This window comes from Pandoraea sp. E26 (assembly GCF_000681415.1).
GTDB classification, from domain to species: domain Bacteria; phylum Pseudomonadota; class Gammaproteobacteria; order Burkholderiales; family Burkholderiaceae; genus Pandoraea; species Pandoraea pnomenusa.
Genome location: NZ_AYXJ01000026.1, coordinates 41,392 through 53,492 on the forward strand (window position 1 = coordinate 41,392; position 12,101 = coordinate 53,492).

At 65.8% G+C, this 12,101-nt stretch carries 12 protein-coding genes; 5 read left to right on the forward strand and 7 right to left on the reverse strand.

The annotated features are described in order from the left end of the window. Positions 1-62: 62 nt before the first annotated feature. From W930_RS0116080 to W930_RS0116105, 6 genes are all read right to left on the reverse strand, one after another. Positions 63-800: a transporter substrate-binding domain-containing protein gene (locus tag W930_RS0116080; protein WP_023594941.1), complete on the reverse strand. Its 738-nt coding sequence runs from the start codon at positions 798-800 to the stop codon at positions 63-65. Positions 801-837: 37 nt separating this feature from the next. Then, the gene (locus W930_RS0116085; RefSeq protein ID WP_023594940.1) at positions 838-1,584 is read right to left on the reverse strand and encodes an IclR family transcriptional regulator; all 747 of its coding nucleotides are present in this window, start codon (positions 1,582-1,584) and stop codon (positions 838-840) included. 244 nt (positions 1,585-1,828) lie between these two features. Continuing rightward, on the reverse strand, positions 1,829-3,412 hold the full coding sequence (locus W930_RS0116090) for a class I adenylate-forming enzyme family protein (RefSeq protein ID WP_024788547.1): 1,584 nt from the start codon (positions 3,410-3,412) through the stop codon (positions 1,829-1,831). Between the two features lie 172 nt (positions 3,413-3,584). Then, positions 3,585-4,829, reverse strand: a complete 1,245-nt coding sequence (locus W930_RS0116095; RefSeq protein ID WP_023594938.1) for an acyl-CoA dehydrogenase family protein — start codon at positions 4,827-4,829, stop codon at positions 3,585-3,587. Positions 4,830-4,848: 19 nt separating this feature from the next. Next, complete coding sequence (locus tag W930_RS0116100) at positions 4,849-5,658, reverse strand: alpha/beta fold hydrolase (RefSeq protein WP_023594937.1); 810 nt, start codon at positions 5,656-5,658, stop codon at positions 4,849-4,851. Then, positions 5,655-6,704, reverse strand: a complete 1,050-nt coding sequence (locus tag W930_RS0116105; protein ID WP_023594936.1) for a M29 family peptidase — start codon at positions 6,702-6,704, stop codon at positions 5,655-5,657. Before W930_RS0116105 ends, W930_RS0116100 begins: the two co-directional genes overlap by 4 nt. A 160-nt stretch (positions 6,705-6,864) precedes the next feature. Here W930_RS0116105 and W930_RS0116110 point away from each other — a divergent pair, with 160 nt between their 5' ends. From W930_RS0116110 to kynA, 5 genes are all read left to right on the forward strand, one after another. Then, positions 6,865-7,383: a flavin reductase family protein gene (locus tag W930_RS0116110; RefSeq protein WP_023594935.1), complete on the forward strand. Its 519-nt coding sequence runs from the start codon at positions 6,865-6,867 to the stop codon at positions 7,381-7,383. 8 nt (positions 7,384-7,391) lie between these two features. Next, positions 7,392-7,838: a MarR family winged helix-turn-helix transcriptional regulator gene (locus W930_RS0116115; RefSeq protein ID WP_023594934.1), complete on the forward strand. Its 447-nt coding sequence runs from the start codon at positions 7,392-7,394 to the stop codon at positions 7,836-7,838. Positions 7,839-8,090: 252 nt separating this feature from the next. After that, positions 8,091-8,765: an arylformamidase gene (gene kynB, locus W930_RS0116120; RefSeq protein ID WP_023594933.1), complete on the forward strand. Its 675-nt coding sequence runs from the start codon at positions 8,091-8,093 to the stop codon at positions 8,763-8,765. Positions 8,766-8,847: 82 nt separating this feature from the next. Continuing rightward, positions 8,848-10,101 carry a kynureninase gene (gene kynU, locus W930_RS0116125; protein WP_023871939.1) on the forward strand — a complete coding sequence of 418 codons (1,254 nt, stop codon included), beginning with the start codon at positions 8,848-8,850 and terminating at the stop codon, positions 10,099-10,101. A gap of 17 nt (positions 10,102-10,118) precedes the next feature. Next, positions 10,119-11,075: a tryptophan 2,3-dioxygenase gene (kynA, locus tag W930_RS0116130; RefSeq protein WP_023594931.1), complete on the forward strand. Its 957-nt coding sequence runs from the start codon at positions 10,119-10,121 to the stop codon at positions 11,073-11,075. Between the two features lie 94 nt (positions 11,076-11,169). Here kynA and W930_RS0116135 read toward each other — a convergent pair whose 3' ends face one another. Next, positions 11,170-12,018 (reverse strand): IclR family transcriptional regulator, encoded by an 849-nt coding sequence (locus W930_RS0116135; protein WP_023594930.1) that lies wholly within the window; start codon positions 12,016-12,018, stop codon positions 11,170-11,172. Between the last annotated feature and the right edge of the window lie 83 nt (positions 12,019-12,101).

The following is a 12,101-nucleotide window of genomic DNA, read 5'->3' on the forward strand; positions in this document are numbered from 1 at the left end:
CGGGCGCCGCCCTCACGTCGGAGGTCGCGGCCCGCCCGCCAGATGTTACGTACGCGGCGCGCTTACTTCGCGGCGCCGAAATACTTCTTGACCAGCTCGGCATAGGTGCCGTCGGCACGAACCTTCTCGAGCGCCTTGTTCATGTCGTTGGTCAGTTCGGTGTCGCCCTTGCGCACGGCAAAGCCATAACGCTCCACGGTCAGCGTCTTGTCGAGCACCTTGACGCTCGGGTTGGCCTTCGCGTAAAGCAGCGCTGCCGGCTTGCCGGTCACGGCGGCGTCGGCGCGGCCGATCTTCACGAGTTCGAACATCTGGTCGTTCTTCTCGACTTCCACGCGCTCGACCTTCGGGAAGTTTTCCTTCAGGAACTGCACCGACTTCGTACCCACCTGCACCGACACCTTCTTGCCGGCGAGATCGGCCGGTTCCTTGATGGTGTTGTTGTCCGCCTTGACCATGATGGCCAGGCCGCCGGTGTAGTACGGGTGCGTGAAGTTCACGACCTTCAGACGCTCATCCGTGATGTAGATCGCCGAAGCGGCCACATCCACGCGCTTGGACAGCACCGCCGGAATCAGGCCCTTGAAGTCGATATCCGTCCATTCGACCTTCTTGCCCATGGCCTTGCCCAGCGCTTCGATCATTTCCACGTCGAAACCGGTGCGCTTGCCGTTTTCCACATATTCGAACGGCGGGAACGTCGCGTCGGTGGCAACGCGCAGCACGTCGTCGGCGGCGAAAACTTTGCTCGAGCAGGTGACGGCCAGCGCCATCGTGAAGAGGATGTGACGCAATTTCATCTGGTACTCCTTCGTGTAGTCTCGGTCGGATAACCGGTTAAAAGTACTGCAATCGATTTGAAATACGCTCGGCTGCGGCCACCGTGAGGCGGATCAGCTCTTCGTGGCGCTGGGCCACACGCACGGCGGGCGCCATCAGGGTGATGGTGCCTTCCAGACGTTCCTTGGCGGCGAACACCGGGGCCGACACGCCCCAGACGCCGAAGTCGACTTCGCTCTCGGACACCGCATAGCGCTGCTTGCGGATCTCCTCGATCTGCGCCGCCAGACGCTCCTGAGCCACCGGCTGGCCCGCGAGCTGGCGACCGATCAGGGTGTCGCGCGTGGCCGGCGGGAGGAACGAGAGCAGCGCCTTGGCCGATGCGCCATGCACCAGCGGATGCGCACGCCCCTTGGCGAACGAACAGCGCAGCGATTGCTCGCTCTCGTGCATGTCGAGGCAGACGACCTGCCCGTTGGCCGCCACGAGCAAACCGACGGTCTCGCCGGTGCGCTGCACGAGGGCTTCGATCTCCTCGCGTGCCTGCGTGACGAGATGCGAGTTGTGATCGAATCCCCATGCCAGTTGCACGCCGACCGGTCCCGGTTCGTAGAGCGCCTCGTGGGCATGCTCCTGCACCAGGCCCCACTTCTTGAGCGGGACGAGGTGGCGGTAAACCGTGGAGAGCGGCAAACCCGTTTGCGCGGCGATCTCGCGTGCCGCGATCGGTCGTCCATGACGCGCCACGGTCACAAGGACCTGCAGCACGCGTTCGGAGACCGAATGCGCTTCGGTGGTGTCCATCGTCTTGAAAACAGAAGAAAGCAAAAAAATCAGCGGACTAGACCGCCGATGACGACATGGGCGCTATCTTGCGATGCAATTCCCAAACTCAAAAATACGATTCTCATGGGATGGTAACAAATTGGGAGATTACGCATAGGGATTTTCCCTTATGCATCGCGGAAGCTATCCAGCAAAAAGCGCCGAACCCTTGTTGCGACAAGGTGTTCGGCGCTTTTAAGCGAAAACTGAATAAAACTTCTGATTAGCGACCGTGGGTTGTGTTTTGCGAATCGGGGGTGTCGGATAGCCACCCGATGAGAATCGGTTTCTGCACTTTCCCAAGGGCACTCTTGGGCAGCGTATCGATCATGACCACGCGTCGCGGCAACTTGAAGCGCGCGATGCGCGTGCCGAGAAACGCCAGCACGCTCTGCGGCGTGGCCACGACGCCGGGCGATTCGGGGCCGTCCTGCGCGACACCGGTTGCCGCGGGCACGATCACGGCCACAGGCACTTCCCCCCACTGCTCGTCCGGCACGCCGACGACTGCCGCCTCGAGCACGCCCGGGCAGTCGACGAGCGCATTCTCGATTTCCGCCGGATAGATGTTCTCGCCGCCGGAGATGATCATGTCCTTGCTGCGGCCCACGACCTCGAAGCAGCCGTCGTCGCGCAAACGCGCCAGATCGCCCGAATGAAACCATCCGTCGCCGAACGACGGGTGGTTCGGCGCGCGCCAGTATTCGCGCATCACGTTGGGCGCTCGCACGAGGATCTCCCCCACCTCGCCCGGCGCGACATCGTGCCCGGCGGCGTCGGCCAGGCGTACGTCCACCCCCGGGCATGCGCGACCCACGGCGCCGGAGTGCGCCTTCGCCTCGCCAAAGCGCAGCGCGATCGACACCGGGCCGGTCTCCGTGGCGCCATACACCTGGCCCAGCGGGATGCCGCGTGCATGAAAGGCGTCGATGGCCGAGAGCGGGATCACACTCGAGCCGGCCATCACGCCGCGCAGCGAAGACAGATCGGTCGACGCCCACGCCGGATGCAACTGCACGGCGCGCATGGTGGCCGGCACCATCAACGAAAGCGTCGGACGGTACCGCTGAACGTCCGCGAGCCAGGCCGCCGGATCGAAGCGAGGATGCAGCGTTACGCTCGCGCCGCACAGCAGCGCGGGCAACGTCTGAATGCACAGTCCGCCCACGTGGAACATCGGCAGCGTGGACAGCACGTGATCGCCAGGGGTCATTTCGTGCGCCCACCAACTCGCCCGCGCGTTGGCCAGCAGACCGGCCTGGGTGTGCAGCGCCCCCTTCGGCTCGCCAGTCGTCCCCGACGTGTAGGCAAGCAACACGGGGGCGTCGGGGGCAACGTCGGGGTAGTCGACCGGCTTGGCCGACGGCACCGCAATGAGCCCTTCGAGCGGCGCGATCGCCGGGGGCGGAAGTTCGATGACGGCGTCCTGTTCCAGCCGATCGCGAATCTGGCGGGCCGCTTCGCGATGCATGGCGTCGAACCACAACACGCGTATGCCCGCATGGCGCGCGATGGCGGCCAGCTCGGGCACCGCCAGACGGAAGTTCAGCGGCAGGAAGATCGCGCCGGCGCGTGCGCAGGCGAACAGCAGCGCCAGTTGCAGCTCGTCGTTCAGCCCCAGACACGCGACCCGGTCGCCCGGCGCGATGCGCCAGGTCTCGCGCAAATGGCCGCCGACGCGCTCGATGCGTCGCCACAGCGCCGCGTAATCGGTGGTCAAGGCTTCCTCGCCAACGCCGCAGCGCAACGCCAGCCGTTCAGGCGTGGCGCGGGCGTGACGGACGAGCGCTTCTACGAAAGGCGTCAACTTGTGCTCCGTAACAAGGAAAACGATGCAGCGCCCGCGACGATCCCTCGCGGCAGATCGTCACGGCGACGACATATCTTCGGCGATTTCGGTGCCTGTCGGGATGCGCGGGGATGCCCAGGGATGCCCAGGGATGCGCAAGGAAGCGTAGGCACCGCCGCGCCCGCAAGACTTACTCGTCGCGCTCGCCCGGTTCGTAGAGCGCTTCGCGGCCGATGCGATCGAGACACAGCTCGGCCGTCCAGGGCAGCATCAGGGCGCCGCAGCGCGAATCGCGGTACATGCGCTCGAGCGGCAGCGTCTTGAGCATCGACTGTCCGCCGCAGGTGCGAATGGCCAGCCGGCACAGCTCGTTGGCATTCTCCATGATCGTGTACTGCGCCGCATAGGCACGCAGGCGCGCTTCCTTGCCCGGATCGGCGCGGCCGTCCTGCAATGCACGCAGGAACAGCGCGCGCGTTTGCTCGAGCAGGATGTGCATTTGCGCGACGGCGATCTGCTTGGTCGGATACATGCGGCGCTTGACCGGCGCGCCCATGCCGGGCGCTTCGCCCCGCAGGTACTGGATGGTGAAATCATAGGCCGCCTGGGCGATACCCATGTATGTCGGCGAGAGCGTCATGAACATGTGCGGCCAGCGGCTCGCGGCCTGATGGTAGATGCCGCGCGGCATCAATTGCAGCTCGTCGGGCACGAACACGTCCTTGAAAAGCAACGTGCGCGAGACCGTACCGCGCATGCCCAGCGGATCCCAGTCACCTGTGACGGTCACGCCCGGCGCGTCGCCCGGCACCGCGATGTAGAACGTGTCCTTCATCGACAGCTCGGGCTTGTCTTCGGTACACAGCACGCCGTAGTAGTTGGCGGCCCCCGAGAGCGACGCGAAGATCTTGCGGCCATTGATCTTCCAGCCGCCCTCGACCTTGGTGGCCGTGGTGCCGAACGGTGCCTTGCCCGCCGCCGCGGCGCTGCCCTCGGAGAACGGCTGTGCGTAAATCGCACCGTCCTGGATCACCCGGGCGAAGTGGTGCTCGCGATAACGCGCATGCTCGGCGCGTTGCTCGGCCGTCATGTCGAGATCGTCGGCGAGAATCCCCGTCCACATCATCGAGCACGTGTGCATGTTGAAGGTGAGCGCCGTCGCACCGCAGTGGCGGCCCAACTCGGCGGAAACCATCATGTACGTGGCGAAGTCGGCGCCCAGACCGCCGTCCGCTTCGGGAATGCACAGCTTGAGCAAGCCGGCGGCGCGCATGTCGTCGTAGTTCTCGAACGGGAACGACGCTTCGCGGTCCCAGCGCGCGGCGCGTGGCGCGAGCGACTCGCGCCCCACCTGCTCGGCCAGCGCCAGCAAGCGCCGCTGCTTGTCCGTGAGCGGGTAATGCTCGCCGACGATCGAAGGGGGCTGATAGGCCACGGTAGTCTCCTGGAGGGTTCTAGAGTGTTGCGAGGAAAGCGCGCACTTCGGCGTCGAATGCCGCCGCATGCGTCAGATTCATCAGATGTCCGGCGCCGTCGAGACAGACGTAGCGCACGCGCGCCCGGGCGTCGGTGATGGCCTCGGCCATGCGCGCCATCACCTTCGGCGGCGCGTTGGTGTCGTGTTCGCCCGCGACGAGGAGCACCGGCACGGCGAGCCGCGCGAGCGCCGCGCGCTGCTCGAAGCCGACCAACGCCTGCAGCGCGGTGCGATACGCCTCGGGGCTGAGCGCGCCCATGGCATCGACGGCGAGCGCGCGGGCAGCGTCGCGCGTGACATCGTCCGGCTCGCCAAGCATGCCGGGCACGATCGACTGCGCCATCTCGCGCAAGGTCTTGCCGGCGTCGAGCGGCGCCGTGCGCTGGCGCACGAACTCACGCTGGAAGTCGCCGTCCGGCTTGCCGAACGCCGGCGAGGTGCCGCACAGCACCAGCCCGGCAATGTCTCGCGTGAAGGGCTCGCCGCGCGCCATCAATTCCTGTGCGACCATCCCGCCCATGCTGTGCCCCACGAGCACGAATCTCGACGGCCCCAGCGTGTCGAGCAGCGCGCGAAGGCTGTCCGCCAGCGACGCCATCGTCGGCGCGGCGGGCATCGCGCTCTCGCCGTAGCCCGGCATATCCCATGCCACGACACGGTATCCCGCGCTGACGAAGGTCTCGAATTGCGCGGGCCAGACATCGCGGTTGCCGCCAATGCCGTGCAGCAGCACGAGCGTCAGCGCACCAGCACCCGACACGCGGCAGGCAGGCACGTGCGGGCTCATGATGCGAACTCGCCCTGCAAACGCCCGTCGCGCACCACGACGTCGCCGTCGAGCGCAATCGTGCAGTGCCGCAGTGGCAAGTCGAAGTGGCCCAGCGTGTGACGGCCCGCTACCTCGTTGGCGCCGGTGGAATACAGGAAGTTGCCGGCAAACGCGCGCTGCTCGGTGCCGTTGCAATCGCGTTTGTCGTAGCATGCGAGCGCGTCCCAGCGCGCGCGCGGATTCAGGCCGAAACCGACATGCGAGACCGCATACGCTTCGCGATCGCCCCATGCGGCAAAGTAATCGCGCATCAAGTCGACGTCGACGCCTTCGCCGTCGATCGCCACGACGTAGTCGTCCTCGATGTTCAGGACGATCCGGTCGCGCAGATATTGCTTGAACGTGAGGTTGATGTCGCCGGGCGCCAGCACGAGCTGTCCGTTCACGCTGTGCGCGGCGGGGAACGCCAGGGCCAGGCCGCCGGGCCAGTGGGCGACCTGTCCCGGCTTGGCGCACCAGCCCCACACCCCGCCGACACGCGCGTCGCGCAGGCCGATACGAAGGTCCGTGCCCGCGCCGGAACTCACATGCATTTGCTCGGCGCCGCGCAAGCGCTTGATCGCCGCGCGCACCTTCGGCTCGAGCGCCGGATCGGTCGCGCAGCGCTCCAGGATTTCGGGATGTTCGTTGGAGACCATCAGCACGCGCGCGCCGCCGCCGAGAATCTCCGGCAATTCGGGGGCGTGAAGCAGGCCTTCGACCGTGCAGTCGACGACGAGCGTCGCAGCCTTGAGCGCGGCGACGACCGGTGCCAACCGACCGAGCGCGTCGCTCGCGCCCGTGGAGCGCACCGGCACAGGTGCGCTCACGCGCGGGCTGGGCACGACCAGCCGGAAGGGCCTTGCGCCAAGCGATTCGGCGGCAAGCTGCGCCAATTCCACGTTGACAGGCCGGGATTGCGTTTCGGCTACAATCGCCACCACATCGCCGGGTCGTATGTCGCAGCGCCGCAAGGTCTCGGCAAATACGTCGATCCACTTATGCTCGATTCGCTCGATCAGCATATCGTCTCCTGAGCGTTTGACCCTCCCGCCCGCCAGGGGCTGCGCCCCGTGGCGCACTGTCGGCCGTCACGCGTCTTGTCGATCTGTTGTTCGTGCCATAGTATATGAATATTCATACAAATCAACCCGATCAAATTTGCCGGACGGGAGTGCAGGGACAGTGAACGCCAAACGCGCCGCAGCGCCGGATTTCGACAGCGCAGCCTTTCGCAATGCCCTCGGTCAGTTTGCCACCGGGGTCACCGTGATCACCACGCGCGCCGACGACGGCTCGCTCATCGGCATCACCGCCAGTTCGTTCAATTCGGTCTCGCTCACGCCGCCCCTCATTCTGTGGAGTCTGGCCACGCGAGCAGGCAGCATGCCGGTCTTTCGCGAGAATTCGCATTACGCCGTGAACGTGCTGGCGGCTGATCAGCTCGACATCTGCAAGCGCTTTGCCACGATGAAGGGCGATCGGTTCGCGGGCGTGCCGTATACATTGTCCGCCTCGGGCACGCCGGTGCTCGACGGCGCGCTGGCCTGGTTCGAATGCCACAACCGCAGCCGCTACGACGAAGGTGACCACGTCATTTTCGTGGGCGAAGTCGAGCGATGCGGCGTGCATGCCGAGGTGGCCGAGCGCATGCCGCTGATCTTCCATGCCGGCGGCTTCCACAAGCCGCAGTCGCTGGGCTGAGTCGCCTCATGTCCGCCGCCGGCGCGCCGTTCGTCGACGACTATCTGGCGTACCTGCTTGCGCGCGCGAGCACGCTGGTCTCCGACGAATTCCATCGCGAAGTGGCAGCCGCCGGCTTCGGCGTGCTCGAGTGGCGCGTGCTCGCCACGCTCTCCGACGGACGCGCGCGCACCATCAATCAACTGGCCGATATCGTGCTGGCCAAGCAACCGACGCTCACCAAGGTCGTCGACCGGCTCGAAGCCGCGGGCGACGTCGTGCGTGGCGCGAGCGCCACCGATCGCCGGCAATCGCTCGTCTCGCTCACCGACGCGGGCGTCGCGCACGTGGCGCCGCTGCTGGCCAGCGCCCGCCGCCACGAAGCCAGCCTGCTGGCCCGCTTCGGACAAGACCAGTCGGCACTGCTCAAGGACGCGCTGCGCGAACTCATCGAGCAGATGACCCACCGCCCGTAAGCGCGGCTGGCGGCCGTCGCGCACCGAATCCGCGACCGCGCGAAGTCATGAAGTCGCGAAGTCGCGAAGTCGCATTGAATTCGACCAATTTCAAAATCACTCGAAGAATTGACCAAAAAATCATTGAAATTGTCGGTTTAATTTCAATTCATCGGCACACACTCGTCGAATACGCAAGCACCTGCGGCGCGGAATTTCCTACACTATCTGGGACTCTTCTTCCCCCGGATCGCCTCGATAAAGCGCTCGCGTATGACAGATTTCACCGCTTCGGCAACACCCCGCACGATCGGCGCGCGTGAGCGCCGCGTATGGGACATCAGCGCACCTTTATCGGCGCAAACCCCCGTATGGCCCGGCGACACGCCGCTCACCGAGACCCCGGTCTGGCAGATCGGGCCGGGTTGCCCGGTCAATGTGGGACGTATCACGCTCTCGCCGCACACCGGCGCTCACGCCGACGCGCCACGCCATTACGACGATGACGGCGCCTGCATCGGCGAAGTCGACCTCGAGACTTACCTCGGAGCGTGCCGTGTGGTGCACTGTGTGGGCGCCTCGCCCCTGGTCACGCCGGAGATGGTGGCGCCGCACCTGAGGGACGTGCCGCCGCGCGTGCTGCTGCGCACCTACGCCCAGGCGCCGCTCGCGCACTGGGACAGCGAATTTTGTGCCGTGGCGCCCGAGACCATCGACCTGCTCGCCGCCCATGGCGTGAAGCTGGTCGGCATCGACACGCCGTCGCTCGATCCGCAGCAGAGCAAGACGATGGATGCCCATCATCGCATTCGCGCGCACCGCATGGCGATTCTCGAGGGCCTCGTGCTCGATGCCGTCGAGGCCGACGACTACGAACTCATCGCACTGCCGCTCAAGTTCATGCGACTCGACGCAAGCCCGGTGCGTGCCGTACTGCGCACGCTGTAACGCGCGACGTTCCGCTCGCCGGACTTCCGCCCGATTTCTTTTGCCTTTACCAACTGAATCACTGAATCACTGAACGCTAACCATGGCATCTTCTCGCAACGATTGTCTGGCCCTCGACGCGGCCGATCCGCTCGCCCCGCTGCGTGCACAATTCGACCTGCCCCCGGGGGTGATCTACCTCGACGGCAACTCGCTGGGCGCTCGCCCGATCGCCTCGCTCAAGCGTGCGCAGGAGGTGATCGCGGCCGAATGGGGCGTCGGGCTGATCCGCAGCTGGAACGAGGCCGACTGGTTCGCGCTGCCGCGCGCGCTGGGCGACGCCCTTGCGCCGATCGTCGGTGCGGGTAAAGGCGAAATCGTGGTGACCGACACCACGTCGAGCAACCTGTTCAAGGTGATGGCTGCCGCGCTCGATGCGCAGCGCAGTCGCGCACCGCAGCGCAAGGTGATCATCTCGGAGCGCAGCAACTTCCCGACCGACCTGTATATCGTGCAGGGCCTCACGCGTTTGCTCGACGACGGCTACTCGCTGCGCCTGGTCGACACCCCCAACGACCTGCAGGGCGCCCTGGGTGACGACGTCGCCGTGGTGCTGCTCACGCATGTGAACTACCGCACGGGCGCCATGTACGACATGGCCGCACGCACGGCCGAGATTCACGCGGCCGGCGCGCTGGCCGTGTGGGACCTGTGCCATTCCGCCGGTGCGGTGCCCGTCGATCTGAACGGCGCCAATGCGGACTACGCCGTGGGCTGCACGTACAAGTACCTGAACGGGGGCCCTGGCGCGCCGGCGTTCGTGTGGGTCAACAAGAAGCATCAGGACACGTTCTGGCAACCGCTGTCAGGCTGGTGGGGGCATCGCACGCCGTTCGCCATGACACCGGAATACACGCCGGACAACGGCATCGGCCGTTATCTGTGTGGCACGCAACCGATCGTCTCGCTCTCGCTGGTGCAGTGCGGGCTGGACATCTTCGCGCAGACGTCGATGGACGCGCTGCGCCGCAAGTCGCTCGCGCTCACCGACCTGTTCATCCAGCTCGTGGAATCGCGTTGCGCCGAATTCCCGCTCACGCTCGTGACGCCGCGCGATCACGCGTCGCGGGGGTCGCAAGTGAGCTTCGAACATCCCGAAGGGTTTGCCGTGATTCAGGCGCTGATTGCGCGCGGCGTGATCGGCGACTATCGCGAGCCGCGCATCATGCGCTTCGGCATGACGCCGCTGTACACGAGTTTCGCCGACGTGTGGGACTCGGTCGAGATTCTGCGTGACGTGCTGAGCACGGGATCGTGGGACAAGCCCGAGTTTCATCGCCGCGGCGCGGTGACTTGAGAGAGGAGTCAGGCAGCATGAGCAAGACCACCGCCCCGCACGACGCGCCGCAAACGCCCTCGACGACCACGGAAGCCTCGCCCGCTCAGGGCGGGTGTCCGTTCGGGCACTCGGGCGCGGACGCCCCGGCCGCGCAGGCCACGTCCGCCAACGCCACGCAATGGCACGACGCCACGCTCGACTTCTCGAAGCGCATGAGCTACGGCGATTATCTGTCGCTCGATCCGATCCTGAACGCCCAGCATCCTCGTTCGACGGATCACAATGAGATGCTGTTCATCATCCAGCATCAGACCAGCGAGTTGTGGATGAAGCTGGCGCTGTACGAACTGCAGGCCGCGCGCACGGCCGTGCATCAGGACGAACTGCCGCCGGCATTCAAGATGCTCGCGCGCGTGTCGCGCATTCTGGAACAACTGGTGCAGGCCTGGAGCGTGCTGGCGACGATGACACCGTCGGAGTATTCGTCGATGCGCCCGTCGCTCGGCAGCTCGTCGGGCTTCCAGTCGTACCAGTACCGGATTCTGGAGTTCATGCTGGGCAACAAGAATGCGGCGATGCTACAGCCGCATGCGCATCGCCCGGACCTCTTCAAGCAGGTCGAAGCCGCGCTCAACGCGCCCTCGTTCTATGACGAGGTAGTGCGCCTGCTCGCGCGGCGCGGTTTCGCGATTGCGCCGGAGCGCCTGGAGCGCGACTGGACGAAGCCCACGCCTCACGACAAGTCGGTCGAGGCCGCGTGGCTGGAGGTGTATCGCAACCCGTCGCAGCACTGGGAGCTGTACGAGATGGCCGAGGAACTGGTCGATCTCGAGGACGCTTTCCGTCAGTGGCGATTCCGTCACGTGACGACCGTCGAGCGCATCATCGGCTTCAAGCAGGGCACCGGCGGCACGAACGGCGCCCCGTATCTGCGCAAGATGCTCGACGTGGTGCTTTTCCCCGAACTGTGGCACGTGCGCACGCTGTTGTGATGCTGCCCTGATCCACGCGGGCGTTGATTCGCCTGGATCGGGGTGGGCGCCGTTGCCTCGCACGAAAGGCAGCGGCGCTGGTCCGCCTGCGCCGTCAGGCCTGCCCGCTCAGACGCGCTGCGAGTTGCTTGAGCCGCGGCCCGATCTCCTCCCGGAACACGGCATCGGGAATCGACGACGACGGCCCGCTGCAACTGATCGCGAGCCATCGATTCTGCCTCACGTCTCTTAGCGGTACCGCCACCGCGTTCACACCCTCGTGCCACTCGCGAAACGAGTAGCAGCACCCCTCCCGCCGGTACGACTCGATCCCCTTGTCGACGCCCGCCTTCAGGGCGTCCCAACCGACGTTGCGCAGCGCCGCCGGATTGGCGTCGTACGCATCGTGCAGGTCCGAGAGCATGGTCTCGCGCTCGGTCGGCGTCATCGCCGCCAGATAGACGCGCCCCATCGAACTCGTCAGCATCGACAGACGCGAACCCGCCGTAAGGCCCAGCGTGAGATGCGCCGAATCGCTTCGAATCGTCTCGAGATACATCATGTCGATGCCCTCGCGGCAGCCCAGCGAAATCGAGCACCCCATCTCGCGGGCCAACGCCCGCATGTGCGGACGCGCCAACGTGAGCATGTCGGTACCGCTCAGGAAGGCATACCCCAGCGCCAGGACGCCGGCGTCGAGCGCATATTTGCCCAGGTCGGCGTCGTAGCGCAGATACCCGAGTTCGGTCAGCGTGTAGGCAAGGCGACTGACGGTGGCCTTCGGCAATCCCGTGCGCGCGGCAAAGTCGCGATTGCCCAGCAAGGCGTCGTCGGGGCCAAACGCCCGCAACAACTCGAGACCTCGGGCCAGCGCCGTGACGAACTTGCGCTCGTCATGCGAAGGCGGCACGCCATGCGCCGGCGCACCGGAGAAGGCTGACAGGGATGTTTTGACCACAACCATCGCGCGCTCCAATCGAGAAGGTTTGCGCCAGTGCACGCACTGGCCGTTGCCCGGCAAAAAAGTTTAGTGCTAAACTAACTTCG